Here is a 19,656-nt window from a genome sequence, read left to right on the forward strand (position 1 = left end):
ATCAGCCCAACATAATCGGAGCATGAAAGTCCGTTGATGGAGAGAACCGTCGCATAAAAATCGAGCCTTGCTGCGGGGCCCAACGGTAATCTCGTATTGGCGCCTGCTTGAGGGCTGACAGCCTGGATTTTGTGCATGCAATATGCCATGTGCATTCCCCGTGGAGGGAAATGAGATAGGGATCCTTGAGAAATTGCAGCAGCGCGGCGCCGCAAGTGGTGTACCCGCCTGCGCCTAGGTCTCCCACGCCAGAGAGCGGGGTGATTTCAAGGCCAACGAAAAGGTGCTGCGCGGGCAGCACGTGAATGGAGAACTCCGATGGAACTGAAAGACAAGGTCGCAATCGTCACCGGCGGCGGGCGCGGTGCGGGAGAGGGCATCGCCCGTGTCATGGCGCGCGAAGGCGCCCGCCTGGCCCTGGTCGACCTCAACCTCGAAAATGCCCGGCGCGTTGCCAACAACATCGACCCATCGACCCGACCGGCACGCGCGCCATCGCGATTCGCGCCGACATCTCCAGCAAAGCCGACGCCGAGGCCATGGTCGCGGAGACGGTTCGTGCTTTCGGCACGGTCGACATCCTGGTGAATAACGCAGGCATCGAGGGACCACCCGTGCTACTCCAGAATCTCGCCGAAGAGCAGTGGGATCGTGTGATGGGCGTGAACGCCAAGGGCGTGCTCTTTTGCTGCCAGGCGGTACTGCCGATCATGATCGCCAACAAGAGTGGGAAGATCGTCAATATCGATTCGATTGCAGGCATTCGCATGACCTTCTTTGGCAGCATTGCCTATACCGCCTCGAAACATGCAGTCTCAGGGCTGACCCAGCATCTTGCGTGGGAATTGGCGGATCACCGCATCAACGTGAATGCCGTCTGTCCCGGCGGCATTCTCACGCCAATGATGGAAGAAAACACAGAGCCGCAGATGCGCGAAGCCATTGTCAAGCGCGTCGTCCCGCTCGGCCGTTTCTGCAAGATCGAGGAGATTGGCGAAGCGGTCTCCTTCCTGGCCAGCGAACGGGCGAACATGATCACTGGCCAGTTGCTCGCCGTCGACGGCGGTGTGCTGACGGGCTACGGCGAAGACCTGCGAGGCATACTTCGCCAGCGCATGGGAGAAGTGGAAGCCACTCAACATTAAGAAGGTACTTGCGGGATGCGCCGGACTGTTCCGGTACGAGTCTCTTCCCGACTATCGCGCGCGCTGGCCTTCCGGCGGTGACACCGGACCGCAAGCGCGTGCGGCCAACCTCACCTTTCTACCTTTTGCGGGGCGATACAAGGCCTTCAGTCAAAAAGCCCGGCACTATAATCACTTTGCATCACGTAGCGCAGCCAAACCTCGAATGAAGAGAGGTCGCAATGAAATGCAGCATGAGACACATGTTGGCTGTCGTGATCCTCGCCTGCTGCCTCGCAGGCTGCGCCGCCGACCCTGCCGATGTATCCGCAAGCGATTACCGCAGCCGCGCGGTGACGCGTGTCGATGGTGCGCTGCAGGTATCGGCAGCCGTTCTTTCGGCGGAGGAAAGCGCCAATGTGTATGGCGTTCCCCTGGCAAAAAAGAAGATTCAGCCGGTGTGGGTCGAAGTCCGAAACAATGACGATCGCAACCATTTCCTGTTGTCGCCGGGCATGGACCCAAACTTCTTCCCCGCGTCTGAAGCCGCCGAAGCGTTTGCTGGCAGCGCGTCGCGAGCTGACGCGGCCGGGCTCGCTGCGCGCTTTGGCGCGTTCGCTTTTCGCAACCCCATCCCACCGGGGGAGACGGTCTCGGGCTTCGTGCTCACCAACCTGAACGCGGCTGGCAAGCTGGTTCAACTGGACCTGGTCGCGAGCAATCGCGCAACGACGTTCTCGATCCTGATACCGGTCCCGGGCTTCCGGGCCGACTACAGAATCAGCGAGGTCTTTCTGCGCGAGGTCTATCCGCGCGACCGGATCGTGGACTATACGGACGACGACGCATTTCGCGCTGCGCTCGAGGCACTACCCTGCTGCTCGACCAACGAAGACAGTTCGAGGCATGGCGATCCGCTCAATCTGGTAATCGTAGGCGGGGTAGACGATGCGTTTCCCGCGCTCGTGCGCCGCGGCTGGAGGCCGACCGAGCAGAAGTGGTCAGGCGCGGTCATGAAGATGATCACATCGGCGCTGTCAGGCGAGCGTTATGCCAATGCACCCATCAGCGATCTATATGTGTTCGGGCGCCCGCAGGATCTCGCCTTGCAGAAGGCGCGGGATACCATCCACCAGCGCAACCATCTGCGACTCTGGCTGACCCCAATGCGCTACCACGGCAAGCCCGTCTGGGTAGGCCAGATCAGCCGCGACATTGGCGTTCGTCTTACGATGCGTTCGCCAACGCTGGTCACCCACAAGATCGACCCCGACGTTGATGAAGCCCGCGTAGCGCTCTCGGAAGACATGGGTTATTCGCAGAATCTCCTCAAGCTCGGGTTCGTCGGGGGCGTTGGCGCGGCACCGCCAGACGCGCCGCGCGAAAACCTGACGGCCGACCCCTACTACACGAACGGATTCCGCGTCGTATTGGTGTTCGACCGCGTGCCGACATTGCTGTCGGAAATCAGCCTGTTTCCGTGGAATTTGGAGGAGGTGCTCAGGTACCGGGGATCGGCAACAAGCTCTGAAATCAAGCCCGGAGCGAAGCCATGAGTGCGCCCGGGCGCCTCGGTACGGTATTGCCCCGCAGCGCACGCACCGCATGCCTGCTGCTTGCGCTCGGCGGCTGCGCCACGTGGCAGCCGCCCGCCGATGCCGGCGACGGTCCGCTGCGCGAACGCGCCATCAGTGCGACGAGTCGCGATGTGCGTGTCAGTGCGGCGGTACTCGGCAAGGAGGACAGCAAGCGCATGCTCGGCGCCGACGTGACGAAGATGGACGTGCAGCCGGTATGGGTGGAAATCCAAAACGGGACGGCACAACCGCTGTGGTTGCTGCGTTCGGGCACCGACCCCGATTACTATTCGCCGCACGAGGTGGCATGGTCGTTGCACAGCCTGCTCGGCGGGACGACCAACTCGCGCATCGATGCCTATTTCAACGGTCTTGGCTTCAGGAACCCCATCCCGGCCGGGCAGACCCGCGCCGGCTTGCTGTTCACCAATCCGGATCGCGAAATAAAGCTCGTCAACATTGATCTCTTCGGCAGCAATACGCTGATACCTATTACGCTGTATCTGCAAGTGCCAGACGACGATGCCTCTAGGGTCGTATCGCGGTCGCCGCTCAGCTTCCGCTACCCCGAATCCGACATCCGGGATTACTCCGACCTGGCGTCGCTGCGCATGGCACTCGAGGCGCTGCCCGCCTGCGCCACGGATGGAGGCGGCGCCGATCCGGGCGATCCATTGAACGCGGTGATCGTCGGCGAGATCAACGACATCAGCTCAGCGGCAGTGCGTCGAAACTACCGGCGTAACATGCGCCGGACCGACCTCCCTCAGCGGGTGTTCGGCCGCCAACCGGACGTAGTCATACGCAAGCAGGCGCAGGCCGGCGCACCGGCGATCTGGGTACGCGGATGGCTCGCGCCAATCCGTTTCCAGGGGCAGCCTGTCTTCGTCGCGCAGGTCGGACGTCCCGTCGGCGGACGTTTCGCGCGAGGCGACAATCCGTCCATGCGCCTGCACGGCGATGTCGACGAGGCCAGGAATCTGTTTATCCAGGACATGATGTATTCGGGTGGCCTCGAAAGGATCGGCTTCGTGGATGGCGTCGGTGCGGCTTCGCTGCAGGATCCGCGAAAGACACTGGGCGATGCGACCTACCACACCGACGGGTTACGTGCCGTCTTGTTCTTCGCGACGCGTCCGCTCAGCTTTTCGAATGTGCAGTTTATAGACTGGGTGCCCTACCTTGAGCAGCGCGAGCGTTTCCAAACCGAGGAGGGCCAGGATGCGGCCCGACACGCCGGACACTGAAGCGCATGCCGTCGACGCAACGCTGGCGTCCCGCGCGATCCATGCCTGGCTGGCAAGCTTCGGGAGCTCGATTGCGCTCGCGGCGAGCCTTGTGCTCTGCGCATGCGCATCGAAGCCGCTGGTCCCCTATTCGTCCGATACGCCACCGCTTGTGCTGGTTCCGGCGTCCCTTGCCGGGGTGACGGACAAGCGGGCGCGCTTTCGCGAAATCTACTGTGCCGTGTTGCAGGCCCATGGGGCCGCGCTTCCCGACCACCGTCCTTGCGAGGAGGCACTGACCCGCGTAGGCGCCGAACCTTCCGGCACGGGCAAGCCCGTGGAACTCGGTCCGTCAAAACGGCATCTCATTGCAGCGATCGTAGCGGGCATCGGGTATGAATGCTTCAAGCCCTGGCTGGATCCGCCGGGAACTGTCGCAACCCATTTGCGCGAGTTTGGCTATGACGCGACGGTCATCGCCGTCGACGCACTGTCGAGCTCGACGAACAATGCCCGCCAAATCCGCGATGCGATCATGGCCATGCCGCCCGCAGTGGACGAACCGCGCATTGTATTGATCGGTTATTCCAAGGGCGCACCCGATATCCTCGAGGCTGTCGTCACCCACCCCGAGATCCGCAGCCGTGTGGCTGCCGTGGCCAGCGCGGCGGGCGCCGTCGGCGGGTCGCCGCTTGCCAATGATGCTGAGCAATATCAGGCCGACCTGCTGCGGCACTTTCCGGGGGCGACGTGCTCGTCCGGCGATGGCGGTGCGGTAGAGAGCCTGCGGCCTCGGACGCGCAAAGCATGGCTTGCGCAGAACCCGCTTCCACACGATCTTCCCATCTACTCGATCGTCACGTTCTCGCAGCCAGAACGCATTTCGTCGATTCTCAAATCGAGCTACAACAAGCTGTCCCGCGTCGACGCGCGCAACGACAGCCAGATGATCTTCTATGACGAGATCGTGCCCGGGAGCACGCTTCTTGGCTACGTCAATGCGGACCAATGGGCGCTCGCTGTGCCCATCGCGCGGACGATCGGATCGCTGTTCGTCACGCAAAACGCCTATCCGCGGGAGGCACTGGCAGAGGCTGTGCTCCGGTTCATCGAGGAAGATACGACAATGCCTGCGAGCCATGTTCCTGCCTCCGAGCGTAAGCTGCCGGCGGACATCAGTTTGCGTTCTGGCGAAATCGCACGGTAGGCGACAGCGATGGCCGGCGACCGGCCCAACGTAATCCGGGCATGAAGGTCCGTTGATGGAGCGGACCGGTCGCTTGAATGACCGCATGACCGCGACGGCGAGCGGCCGAGAATGGCCGGACCCGGACGACCGCGCAGGTTGGTGGATGACTGTGATCGGAGACCCTGCCTCCTGCCCTACCTTCGACACGACGTTGCTGTCTCAGGACAGGTTCACTGCTTCACGGGCCAACTTCAACGAAGAGACCAAGCGGTACACAGAACGCACGCCCGTGCCGACTTTTGAAAACATGCTGGCGGTAGGACCTTATGCCACGCCTTAACATGGCCAGTCTTGCAGTGCTCAACCATCTCACTTGCGTCGATCCGTTTCCATCACTGGGCCCTGGGCAGCGTGCAGCAGGAATCGGCCTGGCCCGCCGACGCCGCACCCTGGCGAGGAGCCGGCGCGTCGTGTCGCGCTGGCGTGGCTGACCTCGGCCGATCCGGCAAATGCGGTGCGCCTCGCATCTGATGAAGAGCGCGGCGCGCTGCTATCTGCCTTGAGTAGCAACAGACTCAAGTGGCCCGGCGGGGTTACCATCAGCCGTTTCCCTCGTCCCCCCCGAAGCCGTCGATCAGCGCATCCCATCTTGGCGGCGCGGTAAATACCTCATCGAGCAAGTCGAGGAATGCCCGCACGTTGGGGCTTGCGCGCCGGCTCTCGGGCCATAGCGCGGTAATGTTCGCGCGAGTGACCGCTAACCGCGGCATGACCGGGACCAGCTCCCCTCGCATCACATGCGTCGCCGCCAGATAGGTCGGCATGATGCCGATCCCGCCGCCGGCGATGACGATCGACGCCACCACGTCGCTTACATCCGCGACGATGCCCGCATCTGGAGCAATCTCGACCAGCTCCCCATCCACGGAAAACGGCCAGCGCAACGCCTGGCCCGAACTCTGGAAGCGAAAATTCACGCAGTCATGCCGAGCCAGCTCCTCCGGGCGCGTGGGCGTGCCTTTCCGAGCCAGGTACGCGGGCGCGGCAAACGCGCAGATCCGGTGCGGCGCCAGATGGCGCGAGATCAGGCGGGAATTCGGGAGATCGCCCACGCGGATGGCGATATCGATGCCCTCGGCAACGAGGTCGGCCATCTGGTCGCGGATGCGCAGGTCGACCGCGAGGGCGGGATGCCGCGCGCGAAATAGCACCAGCGCCGGTGCCAGCACATGCACGCCGATCGGATACGGCGCCGCCACGCGGATTATCCCGGAAGGACCGTTTCTAGTGGAAATCGCGGCCTGCTGTATTTCCTCCGCTTCATGCAACAGGCGCATCGCGTGCTCGCGCAACCCCTCGCCCTCGTGGGTCAGTCGCAACGACCTCGTTGTGCGGATGAACAGCGGGATCCCGAGCTGCTGTTCCAGGCGCGCGATGCTCTTGCTGACCGCCGACGGCGAAATGCCCAGCTCGCGTGCTGCGGCGGAATAGCTGCCCAACGCCGCCGCCTTGGCGAACGCGATCAGGCCCGTCAGGCGATCGAGGGTTATCTGTTCCATGATGGACATTATGTTATGCCAATTAACTCCCTTATGGAATAAATCACGGCTAACTAGAATCCGTTTCAGCACTTGCGCTGATCCTCAATTCTCAGGAGCACCACCATGAAATTCACTACCGATCCGGCCATGTTCCTGGCCAGCCAATCGCTCGAGGGCAAGACCGTCCTAATTTTCGGCGGCACGTCGGGAATCGGCCTGGCCACCGCCATCCAGGCCAAGGCGGCTGGCGCCAGCGTCGTGGTTATAGGGTCCGATCTGGCGCGCTCCGAACGCATCGCGACCGAGCATGGCCTTGAATGGCGTGCAGCGGATATCACCGACACGGAAGCCGTTGGGGCAGCACTGAAGGACATCGGGCATGTCGATCATCTGGTCCTGATGGCCGGCTCCTTCGTTGCCGGTAAGATTCTGGAAACGGACACCCATTACCTGCGCCGTGCGTTTGATGAGCGGATCTGGGGCGCGCTCGACGTCATCCGGACGCTGGACCAACGTCTTGACCAGCGGGCGTCCGTCACCTTCATCTCGGGGGTGCTGGCCGAGCGGCCGAATGCATGGGGTACCGCCGTACTCGCCGCGGCATCGGCCGCCATGGAAGCGCTGGCCCGCGGTCTGGTGCTGGAACTTGCCCCACGCCGCTTCAACACGCTTTCACCCGGCACCACCGACACCCCGCTGTTGGGCCGCACGCTCGGCGACGCCCTCGGCGGCTATGTCACTGAGCTCAGCGCACGGCTGCCGCTGAAGAAGATCGTTCCTATGCAACAGGCTGCCGCCGCCGTCATGTTCCTGATCCAGAACGACTTCATGAACGGCGAGACGCTGCACATCGACGGCGGCCAGCGCCTAGTTTGAGCCGGCCTTGCGGCAGTCAACGGCCAGGTTCCGTTTGGCCGGGGACGATATTGACCTAGCCTCACGCCGGCCGGCGCTCTTCAACGATCCAAACAGGAGAAATCATGCAATCGAAAGTAGTTCTGGTAACGGGGGGGCTGTCCGGCATTGGCCGCGCGACGGCGCTGGCATTCGCGGAGACTGGGGCGAACGTCATCGTCACCGGCCGCCGGGAGGAGGCAGGTCCCGGTCTGGTCGACCAACTCAATGCGGCGGGCGCCGCCGATGCGACGTTCGTGCGCGCCGACGCGCAGTCCGAAGACGACATGCGGAGTGTCATCAGGCAGACCGAATCACGCTTCGGTCGCCTCGACATTGCCGTCAACAATGCGGGCATCGAGGGCACGTTCTCGCCAATCGAGCATATTTCGGTCGAGACTTACAGGAGCGTGTTCGACACTAACGTGCTGGGTGTCATTCTTGGCATGAAGTACGAGCTTGAACTCATGAAACGCCAGGGCTTCGGAAGCATCGTGAACCTCTCTTCGATCGGTGGCCAGATTGGGTTCCCGACCAGTGCGGTGTATGCGGCGAGCAAGCACGCGGTCGAAGGCTTGACGAAATCGGCAGCGCTCGAGGTTGCGGCTGTGGGCATTCGGATCAATGCGGTCGCGCCCGGACCGACGGAGTCGCCGATGTTCGATCGGCTGGCAGATTACGGTATGACCAAGGACGTTCTCGCAGGGATGATCCCCGCGAAGCGAGCAGGTACCCCAGCCGAAGTCGCGCAAGCGATCCTGTTTCTATCATCGACGCGGGCAAGCTTCATCACCGGCCACACGCTGGCCGTCGATGGCGGCTACCTAGCGCAGTGAAGAAAAGCCCCGGACAACCCGGAGGCCTGCGGCGGCCCTACCAAGCGTCGACCAGCACCTTGGTCGCGCTTGCTTCGCCGTCGGTATGACAAATCCGGCAATCTTGCCGATGCTCTGTGGCCGGCGATGCAAAGACGGGTATCAGCGGCCAACTAACCTTGGAAGTACCCTCCGTCGGTGGGCCCACACGAAGGATAATGGTTGCTATCGGGAGGCCGCTGCCGACCCACGGACTAAACCGCTCGCGCGGTAACCCTCCGGCCAAGCGCGAAGTGACTCAACCGCCAGCGCTGTTTCCTAAGTTGAGGACCGAGGCAATTCGCCTCGATCCTCGACAGGAGCACAGCCATATCAGTCGCGACGCGTACCATCAGCCCGCTACGCCAGCGCATGATCGAAGACATGCGGATGCGCAAGCTCGCAGACAAGACCCAGACCCAATACATTCGTGCCGTGCGCCAGTTCACGGTCTTTCTCGGCCGCTCTCCCGACACGGCCAGTACCGAGGACCTGCGGCGCTATCAACTCCATCTGGTCGATCACGGTATCTCCCCGGTTTCGCTCAATGCCGCGATCACCGGATTAAAGTTCTTTTTTGAAGTGACGCTCAGCGACGCCCAGCGCATGGCCAAGATGCGTCCGGTACGAGTCCCACGCACCCTGCCTGTGATACTCAGCCCCGACGAAGTCGCTCGCGTGCTGGCGGCCGCAGGGAACCTGAAGCACCAGACCGCGCTCGCGGTTGCCTACGGCGCCGGCTTGCGCGCCAGCGAAGTGGTGGCATTGAAGGTGACCGATATCGACAGTGAACGCATGACCCTGCGCATCGAACAGGGCAAGGGTCGCAAGGACCGCTACGCGATGCTCTCGCCCGTGCCGCTCGAACGCCTGCGCGTCTGGTGGCGTGTCGCCCATGCCCAGGGCAAGATGCTCGACGGTGGCTGGTTGTTCCCGGGCCTCACGGCCTTCGGCCGTTGACTGCAGGGCCGCGTCGAGGAGTTGATGCATACGGACGGCATCCTTGAATGTCGGCGCGTTCGCGCTGCCCGTGCGCACGTCTTCTGCATAGGCGACATAAAGTTCGGCCAGTTCGAGCACGGCCGAAGGCAGTTCCGAATGCGGCAGGCGGTCAGACTCAACCGGCACCTGCAGCACTTGTATCGGCATGTCCAGGCCGCGCGCGTCTTCGATGACGTAGTCATCGCCGACACTTCCAAACGCCGAAGTATTCTTGATACGCAGATCGCCTTCGTCCCCGGTGATGTCAATCTGCACGCCACGGCCGCTGAGTTTGCCGGCTTCGACATGCACCGAAACTACGGCTTCTTCGGGCATGCGACCTACCAGCATCAGTTGATCGGGAGCGGTCGAGGGTAGTACCTCGCCTGTTTCGCGAATCGTCACCGTCTTGAACTGGTTCGGTGCCAGGGCCGAAACATGCGTGGGCCAGCCCGTGGCCGTGAACAGCATATCGAGGAAATGCCCCGCGTAGATCGAGATCGCGCTCGAGAAATTTTCGGCTGGCACGGTCCAGCGTAGTGCCTGGGAGCGCTCACGGCCGAACGCGTTCATGCTGACATGGATGCGTACCGAGCGAATTTTTCCTACGTAGCCGCTTTCCAGCAGATCGCGCAGATAGCGGTTGTGCGATGCCAGCCGGCGCTGTAGGCCGACAATGTGACGGACTCCCACCCGTTCTGCCAGCGTCAGCAGTTCGCGCGTGGTCTCCGTGGTCACTGTTAGGGGCCATTCGCAATAGACGTGCTTGCCAGCCGCAATTGCCTTGCGAACCGTCTCCGCGTGCTGGGGCGCAGTGTTCAGGACAACGACGAGATCGACATCGGGATGGTTCACAAGCTTGTCGAGGGTATCGACAACCTCCTCGCCATGTGCCGCCGCCGCTGTGCGTGCGGCATCCGGGCGGGTGCTCCAGAGCGCCCGCAATTCGTACTGGGGCAAAAGGTTCAGTACGCGCACGTGGCCGTGGATGGCCCAGTTTCCGATGCCGACCAGGCCAACACGGATTGGCCGGGCGGAAGTAGGAATGGGGGGCATGGACATGATGGTTTCCATTTCCGGAAGTGGATGACAGACGAAATATAGGTACGTTTGCCGGGCGGACTATCCGGCATGGCGGCAAGACACTTGAGCCGTGAAGTTGAAAATGGCGCGCTTGCCGCGGTTGCGAGTTACGCGTGTCTATACAGCCCCCGACTTCGGACGGTTCTGTCCGCAATGCCCGGACCAATAGGCTGTTTTGCGCCGCCTTGGCTGATCCATGATGCAAGGCATTCCCGGTTTGATTCGATGCACCGACCCCGGGGCAGTGCGCAACAAAGGACACAGCATGTCTATCACCCAGTCCGCTGACAGGATTCCTGGCACCGTCTACCTGCTAGCCCTTGGCGCCTTTGCGATTGGCACCGAAGGTTTCATGATCTCCCCATTACTGCCGGGCCTTGCCGCCGATCTCGGGGTTTCAATCGAACGGGCAGGGCAGCTCGTCACCGTATTTGCGCTGGCCTACGGCATCAGCTCGCCGGTACTCACGGCTGCAACCGGCAACCTGAATCGCCGCACGCTGCTGCTGGCCAGTATGATCGCCTTTGCGCTGTCGAACCTGCTTGCCTATGTGGCCGATGGATTCTGGTGGCTGATGGGCGCACGCGTGCTGCTGGCGCTGTCGGCCGGACTGTTCGTGCCGGGCGCCAACGCGCTGGCGGGAGCCATCGTAAGTCCGGCACGACGCGGACGCGCGATCGCAGTCGTCAATGCCGGCATCACCGTGGCGCTGGCATTGGGCGTGCCATTGGGGGCCGTCATCGGTCACGGGCTTGGCTGGCGCATGACCTTCGCTGGCGTTGCCGGACTGTCGGCGATTGCCGCCATAGGCGTCTACGTCGGTGTACCGCGCGAGATCGGCCAGGGCATCCCGACGGCCACGCTACGCGAACGTGTTTCCGTAGCGGTGCGGCCTGTCGTACTGGCGACGCTGCTGGCCACCACGCTGTGAGCGACCGGTGCCTATACCGTCTATACTATCTCTCGCCACTGGTTACGAGCCTGACCAGCCTGCAAGACACGCAGATACGTCGTGATGTTCGCGTGGGGCATCTCGGCTGCCGTTGGCGTATTCATCGGTGGTGCTCTTAGCGATCGACTGAGCCCGCCGCGCGTGATCGTGCCCGCCGTAGCCTTGATGGGGCTGGCCTTCCTGAGCCTGTCGATTGACGCGAGGTTCCTGCAACCCGTGCACGCGACATTGCCGGTACTGGCTGCACCGATGATCTGGGCGGTGGGCCACTGGGCGTTCTATCCGGCGCAGCAGGCCCGCCTGATAGAACTGGCTGGCGTAAAGGTGGCGTCGATTGTGCTGTCCCTGAATGCATCGTTCATGTACATCGGCTTCTCGATTGGCGCTGCGGCGGGTGGTTTGACGCTGGCCCACAGCCATATCGGCACGCTCGGATTGGTTGGTGGACTCTTTGAGCTGGCTTCGGTGGCCGTCACGCTGTCGATGCTCGCACGCAACCGTAGTGCCGTGGCGGCAGGCAAGGTGGCTTGAGCTGCATTCACAACCGCTAGGTTCGCCGGCTTCATCGCGCCGCGCCTGGCGTCAACGTCACTGTCTGTGCCTCTGTGTGGGTTTGGCGCCTAGCGGCTCCCGCCTTTTACGGCGATCCCTGGCTTCGAGTAGGAGCACTGGGTTGAACCGCCTTTCAAGTCGTGGGCGACGGAGCCTCTAGTGCGTTTTGTGTTCACCTTGTATGGCTTGAGCCCATCGCGGCCCAGCGTAAACCGGGCGTGCAAGAAGGCCTGGTTTAGGGGCAGTCGCTGACGCTGTCTGTGAAGGGATCGCGCAGGCGGTACAGGAAGACAGCCAGAGCCATGTCGAGACCATGCGGAACCTGTCCGGCCATCTGGCGAGCGTCCGGTTGGTGACGCACATGAGCAGGAGATCTGGCTGCGACAAGATGATGGCGGCGAGGTGCGCGTGCCCGTGGGCGGCGTCAAGGTGCCCCTGCGGGCCGGCCACCGGCTGCGCGTCTACTACGGTGCGATCTGTCCGTCCGCGCGCGGCACATTGGTCGCGATCAAGAACCTGACGACGGGCGAAGCCGTTTCGACGGTCAACCAGTTCCAGCCACTGCCGCTGCGCAGTATCTGGCAGCAATCGTGGCTGCATTGGCTGAGGCCTGTGGGGGTCGTGGTCCTGAGCTTCGTGCTCGGGTGTCTGGGCGGGAAGCTGCTCAGTGGCATCGGGCTCCGCTTTGACATTGGGGCGCCTTGGGTGGGCGGCGGCGTCTTTGTCGGGGTGCTCGTACAGCATATTCAGTTGGCGTTCGCGGAGCAGGACTTTGCCCGTCACGCGTTGTCGGCGGTGAACGCGGATCGGTAGGGATCCACGCAAGGGGTGGTCGCGGTGGGTGGGGCATTCCTGCGCGCTATCGCGCGTCCAGCCGTATCCGGCTGGGGGGGGTTGGGTGGGTTGGGGGTTGGTTCGGAAGGCCGGTTTGGTATCTCGAACACTTTGTGGTGCGGTACCGCAGAGACTGGATGGGCTACCGCCACCACTGCCCGCACCACGATTCCTTCCACCGATCGGGGACGCGTCCGGATTTTGTACGACACGTGTCACACCGGCATCGTTCGCGCGCGCAATTTTGTGCGCCAAATGTTCCACCTGTGCAAATAGTGTTGCCGATTGCTTGGCGCGCCGATTTCGCCTTGCTACGCTCGCGGCGCGATCCGGTGGTGAAGCCGGATCGCATCGGGCGTCGTGCCCAAATCTGCCCCGGTACAACCGGGACGTCACCTAGCAAAAAGGGGAAACACGTTTCTATGAAGGCCATGTTCTGTCGTGCCGCTGTGGCGGCGTGCGTGCTGTCGACCTCCGTGAACGCCGACACGCTGGTGGTCGCGCGGTGGATCCTCCACGGCCAAGCCGAGTCCGGCCAAGTCCTGCGATTCCCCATGGACGCCCCGGCCGTTGCCCGCAACTTGCCGCAAGATCGGGCTGTCAGGACGACCTCGCTGCGCCAGTGCCGGCAGGTGGGGCTGAGTGCGCAGCAGTATCTGGAGTCGGTCCAGCTGGACACCCGATCGTTGCGGGTCGACAAGCTGCGCGACACCGCCGACGGCACGCTGGTGCAGGTCGCCATCGAGAAGACGACCGGCCGGGTTGAGGAGGTGTCGCCCGGCTGTGATCGTGTGGTTCGCACGGGCTTGCTGCCCCAGACGCTGACGCTCGCGCTGCGCAAGGATGTGCCGACCCCGGTGCCGCTGTCGGGAAGCGGCGATGCGATCGAACTCACGCTCATGGACGAGGCGCCCATCGGCATGATGCGCTGACACGGGGCAGGCGTGCCGTCGCAGGGGACCGGCCGTGGCTCGCGGGGTCGGCCCATCGGCAGGCTGTTCCCCGGCTGCCCCCGGAAACGACCCCCGTTACGAGGCCACGCGGTTCAAGGCACGCAGTCGGGGGTGTCGGTGCCCTTGGGCAGTGCTGGCGTGTCCCCGGCGGACGCGCCCTCGGGCTCGGCCTGTACCGCGCGGGCGAGGGCCACGGCATCGCGTAGATTGAGGCGCAGCATCGCCTGTCCCGCCACAAAGCCGCCCAGCGCCTCGGTGGCGCGCGCCTCGATCGCATCGGCGCTGGTCAGCCCTAGCCGAACCAAGGCGGCAATGTCTTCTCGGTCGTTATCGGCCAGCCGCGCGATCTTGCTCACCGCCAGATCCACGGGCGCCAGCACGTGCACGCGCAGGTGCTCGACGCCCATATCGACCGGCAGCGCATCATCCTGATAGTCCTCGTGCAGAAGGGCGAAGGTCGGGTTGTAGTTGGTGTCAAAATAGACCACTTGCGGCGAACCATCCTCCAGCGAGACCTCGACCATCAGATCATTGGGCAGCAGCACGCGACCACCGAACTCGGCATCGACATCGGTGGTGACGCGGCTCGCGGTATAGAGATGGACGGCCATGCCCCCCGCCAGATATACCTTAAGCGGCTGGCGTAGTGTGAGGCGCTCTTCGAGCTCTTGCAGAAGGGTGCGCAACGCGCCCGCTAGGGCGGTGTCCGTATGAAATGCGATCGGTGTCGTCATCGTTTTAGCGCCATTGCAATTGCTGACTGAGCGCATCGCGCAGCCGGGGCAGGCTGATGACCCAGCCATGACGCACCACGTCGGCGGCCGGTAATTGTTCGCCCGGGTGACTGGCAAAGTACTGCACGCTTGCGCCCATCAGTTGGCGGGCTTCCTGCGGAAAGCGAGACTGGACCACCATCGCGGCCACGCGAAACACGTTCGCTTCGCGCTGGTCTTGGGCGGGCGCGGCCTGTTCGCGCGCGACGGCCGCACACCGACTGAGCAGCGCCGCTTCCAGCTCACGGGATTGCATGGATCAAAGCTCCGACGTTCGTTGGGCACCACCGCGCCACTGCGGATACTGTACTCGCAAATGGCGCGCGACGCACCGCGTCACGCGGTCGGCGTCGGTCCGGCTGGCGCCGCAACAGGGGACACGGCGCTCGCGCGATGATGCGGTACGACGGCGGCTGCAAGGTGCGCGCGACGAGGCGAGCGCTGGCCCCGCGCCGGCATCGGACCGCGTGCGAGGAGTGACAGACTCACAGAGCATCTGAGGCGTTAGGAGGTGCGATGCGGCGAGCGGTAACGATGGTGCTGGGGGCGGTGCGATTTTCATGGCCGGTGTGGGCGTCGGCATGTGGCTGCACGCGCGCTCCGCCCAGCGCGTCGCGCCCGACTGGATCGTGCTGGCCCGGCCCACGACGGACTATGGCGTCAGCCTCAACGAGGCGGCCCCGAACCCCGCATCGCCGACGCGATCGTGCGGCGTACGGCCGCGATTGAGTTGCGCATGCGAGTCGAGCACTGTGAAACCTGCGAGGCGGAGTAACCCAAAAGGAGGGGGACGTGATGACCGAAGGCACGCGTCATCCACCACCCTCAACATGTTGACCGCCGTTGCCCGCTATCAGGTCGGCCGCCTGACCGAGATCGATCGGGCTGACCCCTTGTATCCCGATGCCGCGCAGTCACGGCCCGCGCGGTGCAACTGTCCCAAGGCCGCCCGGCCACGGGCTTCGGCATCTGGTCGGCCGCCGACGCGGAATCGACCCTCGTGGCCATCGCCTATGGCGGCGCCCTGTACTGGCAACACCCGCAAACGGAAATCGAGACCCCCATGACTGACTCCCAACTTACCTGGCAGGACGTGCAGCAAACTCAGGCCACGCAGGTCACCGACAAGGCCCTCGCACAGGCCAGCGCCGCCGCCCAGCGCGCCCCGCACGTGGCGCAGGCGCGCGAGCGCTTCGCCGCGATCCGCCTGCACCGCTACCTGCAGGAGTAGGCCAGCGCGATGCAGGCGAACGGCTTCTGGGCCAATTACATGGAAAACGGCGTCGCCGGCCGCGCGCAAGGCTCGCTGGAATTTGTGCCGGCCCCGGGCGAAGCCTTTTGCGATGACCAGATCGGCGGGCGCAACACCGTGACGATGATCGTGACGTCGTAAGGCGAGGCGGTCATCTGCCGCCTGTACTCGCGCCAGACGGGTGACAACACCATTCCCGAGGTGCCGCTGGCGGATCTGACGCTGGCACATGTGCAGGCGTGGAGGATGACCGCGATGGGCCGCGACGTCGCGATCGGGCACTGGTCGGAGAGTGTGCGTCGGCCGCCGAGCGCCGAGCGCTCGCACGGCCGGCACGGCCGCTTTGCCCGCCCCCTGTCACGATGCGGACGCGCAAGCGCGCTTGCTGGCCAAGCTGCGCTCCCTTGGCGAGCAGTTCTTCGCCATGTCGGAATGCGAATATGGGGACTGGCTCGACGCGTTACCGCGCGAGGAGTTCATGGAACTGGTGGCACTGAGCCTTGAGGACGCCAAAGCACCGACCGTCGCGTCCGGCCGTAGGCAGACAACATGAACCGGGAAGAAGAGGGAACGATGGACCGTGGTGCAGTGATATCCGATTGCGAACAGTACCGGTACCTGCTGTGGCCGGTCTCGTGTGCGAGCAGGGCCGATGGCTGGAGAGCGCGGTACGCAATGTGCCGCGGCACATTGCAGTGGCAGGGCGTCCCGCGTCGCCTCTACACCGCCACGGTGGGGTCGGGGTACGTGCTGGCCGCGCGCTGTACCTCCCGCAATGGGTCGTCTCGATGCCGGGCTTCATCTGGGATGTGGCGGGCGAAGGCGGCTCGACCACGACGCGGGCCCTGTATATCCGGACCTCGCCATCGATCGCTTTCCCGAGCTCGGCGCAGGCCAAGCGCGCCGTCGCAGACGCTTACCGGGCGCTCATCGCGTCGGGTGCGGGGACGAGCTGAGGGCGGGATCCCGGCCGCCTGCGGCGGGGGCGCTGCCACGCCGTGGGTTGGTGGGTGTGATGGATTCCGGAACACCCGGCAGAGAGAGGGTAGTTTTCTGATGCGCTTGGCAGTGGTCTACGTACTGCTGAGCTCGCTTCACTACTCGACCCACTTCGAGCACGCGGACGTGATGCTGCCGGGCGCGTGCGTGGCGGGGATTTCGGCGCGCGAAGTGGCCGAAGACTGGGCGTACGCACGGGAGGATAAAGGGCCCTATGAAATCCGGGAGCTCAAGGGACCGGCAACGGCCGGCGAGCATACCCGAGTACCCTGAATAGGCAGCGTGGGGCAACCCGCGGACATGTGGGGTCGCGAAAGGGCGTGCCCAACGGGCCGGGCACGTGGGCGCGGGGCGCGCCCGGTGGGTCAGCGGGTTAGGTTGGTTGAGGCACTGCGCACGTCCAGCGCATTCGGCGCTTCAGGATTACGCCGGTGTTGGGACGACGACCGCGCCGTTTCGCAGTAATCAGCGATGGGGCGGCCTCTGACAATTCAGGGATGGGGAATCTGCACGAATGGAGACACCAATCACTGTTTCGCGTAGCGGGGGCGATACGGAGATTCGCTTTTCTGCATACCATGGTCTCACTGAGCATGCTGCCGCATTGCGTGCGGCCGCCATCTTTGGTCCTGTTGGCATTCGCGATCCGTGACGAAAGCCCCCGCACGGCCGGAGGGGGACACATCACTAATGCCTTTGCCAAGGCCTTTAGCAATGCCTTTGGTGACGACGGCCGGTTTCCACTTCCGACGCCGTTCCAGATCGTGCCCTCCGCGTTCCTGCGGCGGCGCAAGAGCAGCCACCCGAGCAGCCGGAGGCGGCGGCCTCGGCGTTTGCGCAATGGCTTTACTCGCTTTACGGCACGGCCTTCGGTAGCGAGGAAGATCGTGAGCGCGGACTGGCGGCGGAGGCCGAGATCTTCGCGTTCCGGCGTCGCGCATTCAGCCTTGTCGATGCCGATTTTCTCCGCCAATGGCATCCGAAGTGGGAACTGGTGCATTGTGGCCTGCACGTCCGCGACGATGCCGTGGTGCCTTACTTCAGCGTCGACGAGCTACCAGTGAAGGGGCAGGCCCTGCGCGCGTCCCCCGATCTCATTTATCGGCACAGGACGATGCGGGCCCACGGCTTATGGGCACAACACCCTGCGAACGACCGCAAGGCTTTCCTGAAGGGGGACTGGCGCGTGGGGCGGGGCTGGGCCTCGATCGGTGTTGAGGCGGAGGTTTCCCGTGCACATCCGCGATCTCTATAGCTATTTGTGCGGCAACTCTCATGCGAGCTGGCTGAGCATACTGCAGGTCCGGGATGCGCACGATCTCGCCCAGCAAGCCACCTTGGCCGCCACGTCTGTGAGTACTGCATGTGTACTGATGAGCTTCTTCGCGCTTCACTATGTGGCACTCTTTCCCGAGGCGGTGCAAGTCATGGCCGCGCAGCCGGCGGCGGCCGCTTTGGTAAAGAAGTGGCATCTGCGGAAAACCAGTACGGATAACGATGGCAAAGATTGTCATTCTAGCGCCTCATCGGCTTGCTGCACCACGGCTAGGTCAACACGAGGCTGGGCACTATGTTGTCGCGGCGCGCTGCGGGTTCGCCGTTGGCGAGATCGCTCTCAGCCTTAAAGGCGTCGACAGAATGGGCAGATTACTCCATGACGGGCATGCCCAGTTGTTTCTTCATCGCGACGTTTCGACGATTGAGGCAGCTATTCACTTTCTCCGGCAGCGGATACAGATCCTCTACGCTGGCGCACTAGCCGAGTCATTGAGCAACGGGGGAGATTGACGTAGCACACGCAATAGACGCGCAAGCGGATAATGCGGCCTCGGACGTGGAGAAGGCTAGCGAATTGCTCGAACTGCTACTCAATCTGGTCCATGGTTCCGACGCTCTGCAAGCAGACCCTGCTGCGCGGCTGATTGTACGAAACGAGCTCTGTGGCGAACTGTACCAGGCGGCCGGGGCCCTCGTGCTGGAGGCCGAGTGGCCAATAGCTGCCCTCGGATATGCGCTCGCTGAACAGGCCTTGCAACCGCCTATCCCGGCCGTCTTGAGCCGGGAAAGCGGCGAGTGACGTCCTTTGCCGAACAGTTGAATAGGAAAAGGGCGATTCGCCGTCTAGGGTAGGGGATCGAATGGCTCGATCTGAGCCGAGAAATATGCCAGGCGCGAACTGGCGGGAACATCGGAGAACTCTGTGACGACTAACGCCCGGCCCTCGTAAGAAGAGCCAGTGTGGTCGCATTGCAACGAGTGCGGTCACGAAACCCAGCACAATGTGGTGAAGCTGGTCCGCAAGTCGCGCGACTATGATTTTGACCAGCATACGGTATCCGTTGGGACCAATTGGCGCGTCCTGCAATGCTGCGGCTGCCAAGGAGTTGCGATGAGTCGAGTAGATTGGTGCTCAGAAGATGATCCTCAAGATCCCCACGTCCCAATCTACTTTCCTCCGCGAGTTCAGGCGTAAGCCGGACTGGCTCGTTCGGCAAGAAGCGCTGGCCTACCAAGGGCTGCTCGATGAGGTCTACGCCGCGCTTCAATTAGACGAGTCAGCTAACTGATCGGAAAAGCCGACCAAGCCGGCGTATGCGAACAATGACATTGCAAAAGAAGTTGGCTAATCGGCTGCGCTCGCTTGAAGAGATGGGTCAAATCACGATTGCTATCGCTTCCACCACGTCGCGGATCTTTCGCTCAAATGGGTTGATGACAGCAGCGTAGACTTGCCGCGATCCAGCGCGAGATTGATGCTGCGCAGAACGCGATCAATTCTAAAGATGTTCTTGGTCCGGCTGGCGCGGAAGAAGCGAGGATCGCCTTTGGACGCTGGGAGGCCGAATATGGGGAACGTGTCGGCTCGCTCCGC

General features: G+C 63.3%; 20 protein-coding genes and 2 pseudogenes. 18 read left to right on the forward strand and 4 right to left on the reverse strand.

Translation table 11 applies throughout. The features are described 5' to 3' along the window. Positions 1-318: 318 nt before the first annotated feature. The 5 genes from AC3FNH_RS16695 to AC3FNH_RS16715 all read left to right on the forward strand — a co-directional run bounded on the left by AC3FNH_RS16695 (position 319) and on the right by AC3FNH_RS16715 (position 5,134). The gene (locus AC3FNH_RS16695) at positions 319-588 is read left to right on the forward strand and encodes an SDR family NAD(P)-dependent oxidoreductase (RefSeq protein WP_488720904.1); all 270 of its coding nucleotides are present in this window, start codon (positions 319-321) and stop codon (positions 586-588) included. After that, on the forward strand, positions 513-1,145 hold the full coding sequence (locus AC3FNH_RS16700) for an SDR family NAD(P)-dependent oxidoreductase (RefSeq protein ID WP_488720905.1): 633 nt from the start codon (positions 513-515) through the stop codon (positions 1,143-1,145). The genes AC3FNH_RS16695 and AC3FNH_RS16700 overlap by 76 nt, the downstream gene beginning before the upstream one ends. A gap of 221 nt (positions 1,146-1,366) precedes the next feature. Beyond that, positions 1,367-2,680, forward strand: coding sequence for an LssY C-terminal domain-containing protein (locus AC3FNH_RS16705; RefSeq protein ID WP_488720848.1), 1,314 nt, complete (start codon positions 1,367-1,369; stop codon positions 2,678-2,680). Continuing rightward, positions 2,677-3,948 carry an LssY C-terminal domain-containing protein gene (locus tag AC3FNH_RS16710; protein WP_488720849.1) on the forward strand — a complete coding sequence of 424 codons (1,272 nt, stop codon included), beginning with the start codon at positions 2,677-2,679 and terminating at the stop codon, positions 3,946-3,948. The genes AC3FNH_RS16705 and AC3FNH_RS16710 overlap by 4 nt, the downstream gene beginning before the upstream one ends. Next, entirely contained in the window at positions 3,923-5,134 is a 1,212-nt protein-coding gene (locus tag AC3FNH_RS16715; protein WP_488720850.1) for a lipase family protein, read from the forward strand. The genes AC3FNH_RS16710 and AC3FNH_RS16715 overlap by 26 nt, the downstream gene beginning before the upstream one ends. A 581-nt stretch (positions 5,135-5,715) precedes the next feature. On the opposite strand, the gene AC3FNH_RS16720 is transcribed toward AC3FNH_RS16715, so the two are convergent. Continuing rightward, the gene (locus AC3FNH_RS16720) at positions 5,716-6,684 is read right to left on the reverse strand and encodes a LysR family transcriptional regulator (RefSeq protein ID WP_488720851.1); all 969 of its coding nucleotides are present in this window, start codon (positions 6,682-6,684) and stop codon (positions 5,716-5,718) included. Between the two features lie 96 nt (positions 6,685-6,780). Here AC3FNH_RS16720 and AC3FNH_RS16725 point away from each other — a divergent pair, with 96 nt between their 5' ends. The 3 genes and pseudogenes from AC3FNH_RS16725 to AC3FNH_RS16735 form a co-directional block, all read left to right on the forward strand. After that, positions 6,781-7,533, forward strand: a complete 753-nt coding sequence (locus tag AC3FNH_RS16725; RefSeq protein ID WP_488720852.1) for an SDR family oxidoreductase — start codon at positions 6,781-6,783, stop codon at positions 7,531-7,533. A gap of 104 nt (positions 7,534-7,637) precedes the next feature. Continuing rightward, positions 7,638-8,387, forward strand: coding sequence for an SDR family NAD(P)-dependent oxidoreductase (locus tag AC3FNH_RS16730; RefSeq protein ID WP_488720853.1), 750 nt, complete (start codon positions 7,638-7,640; stop codon positions 8,385-8,387). A 390-nt stretch (positions 8,388-8,777) separates the two neighbouring features. Continuing rightward, a pseudogene (locus AC3FNH_RS16735) lies at positions 8,778-9,347 on the forward strand (tyrosine-type recombinase/integrase); the annotation flags it as partial. Positions 9,348-9,359: 12 nt separating this feature from the next. On the opposite strand, the pseudogene AC3FNH_RS16740 reads toward AC3FNH_RS16735, so the two are convergent. Beyond that, a pseudogene (locus AC3FNH_RS16740) lies at positions 9,360-10,460 on the reverse strand (Gfo/Idh/MocA family protein); the annotation flags it as partial. Positions 10,461-10,734: 274 nt separating this feature from the next. Between AC3FNH_RS16740 and AC3FNH_RS16745 the strand changes: the two are divergent. The 4 genes from AC3FNH_RS16745 to AC3FNH_RS16760 all read left to right on the forward strand — a co-directional run bounded on the left by AC3FNH_RS16745 (position 10,735) and on the right by AC3FNH_RS16760 (position 13,739). Continuing rightward, complete coding sequence (locus AC3FNH_RS16745) at positions 10,735-11,400, forward strand: MFS transporter (RefSeq protein ID WP_488720854.1); 666 nt, start codon at positions 10,735-10,737, stop codon at positions 11,398-11,400. 81 nt (positions 11,401-11,481) lie between these two features. Continuing rightward, positions 11,482-11,952 carry an MFS transporter gene (locus tag AC3FNH_RS16750; RefSeq protein ID WP_488720855.1) on the forward strand — a complete coding sequence of 157 codons (471 nt, stop codon included), beginning with the start codon at positions 11,482-11,484 and terminating at the stop codon, positions 11,950-11,952. Positions 11,953-12,387: 435 nt separating this feature from the next. Continuing rightward, positions 12,388-12,786, forward strand: a complete 399-nt coding sequence (locus AC3FNH_RS16755; protein WP_488720856.1) for a hypothetical protein — start codon at positions 12,388-12,390, stop codon at positions 12,784-12,786. Between the two features lie 443 nt (positions 12,787-13,229). Further along, positions 13,230-13,739 carry a hypothetical protein gene (locus AC3FNH_RS16760; protein ID WP_488720857.1) on the forward strand — a complete coding sequence of 170 codons (510 nt, stop codon included), beginning with the start codon at positions 13,230-13,232 and terminating at the stop codon, positions 13,737-13,739. Between the two features lie 113 nt (positions 13,740-13,852). Here AC3FNH_RS16760 and AC3FNH_RS16765 read toward each other — a convergent pair whose 3' ends face one another. Then, positions 13,853-14,494: a DUF6036 family nucleotidyltransferase gene (locus tag AC3FNH_RS16765; RefSeq protein WP_488720858.1), complete on the reverse strand. Its 642-nt coding sequence runs from the start codon at positions 14,492-14,494 to the stop codon at positions 13,853-13,855. A 4-nt stretch (positions 14,495-14,498) separates the two neighbouring features. Next, on the reverse strand, positions 14,499-14,789 hold the full coding sequence (locus tag AC3FNH_RS16770; RefSeq protein WP_488720859.1) for a hypothetical protein: 291 nt from the start codon (positions 14,787-14,789) through the stop codon (positions 14,499-14,501). A gap of 672 nt (positions 14,790-15,461) precedes the next feature. On the opposite strand from AC3FNH_RS16770, the gene AC3FNH_RS16775 reads away from it, so the two are divergent. From AC3FNH_RS16775 to AC3FNH_RS16800, 6 genes are all read left to right on the forward strand, one after another. Beyond that, positions 15,462-15,764: a hypothetical protein gene (locus tag AC3FNH_RS16775; RefSeq protein ID WP_488720860.1), complete on the forward strand. Its 303-nt coding sequence runs from the start codon at positions 15,462-15,464 to the stop codon at positions 15,762-15,764. A gap of 9 nt (positions 15,765-15,773) precedes the next feature. Then, complete coding sequence (locus AC3FNH_RS16780; RefSeq protein WP_488720861.1) at positions 15,774-15,926, forward strand: hypothetical protein; 153 nt, start codon at positions 15,774-15,776, stop codon at positions 15,924-15,926. 241 nt (positions 15,927-16,167) lie between these two features. Next, a complete protein-coding gene (locus AC3FNH_RS16785) occupies positions 16,168-16,338 on the forward strand; it encodes a hypothetical protein (RefSeq protein ID WP_488720862.1) in 171 nt (56 codons plus the stop codon). A 503-nt stretch (positions 16,339-16,841) separates the two neighbouring features. Continuing rightward, entirely contained in the window at positions 16,842-17,057 is a 216-nt protein-coding gene (locus AC3FNH_RS16790) for a hypothetical protein (RefSeq protein WP_488720863.1), read from the forward strand. Positions 17,058-18,636: 1,579 nt separating this feature from the next. After that, positions 18,637-18,861, forward strand: coding sequence for a hypothetical protein (locus AC3FNH_RS16795; protein ID WP_488720864.1), 225 nt, complete (start codon positions 18,637-18,639; stop codon positions 18,859-18,861). A gap of 340 nt (positions 18,862-19,201) precedes the next feature. Then, on the forward strand, positions 19,202-19,351 hold the full coding sequence (locus AC3FNH_RS16800; protein WP_488720865.1) for a hypothetical protein: 150 nt from the start codon (positions 19,202-19,204) through the stop codon (positions 19,349-19,351). Positions 19,352-19,656 lie beyond the last annotated feature (305 nt).

This window comes from Cupriavidus sp. 22TCCZM01-5 (assembly GCF_057798915.1).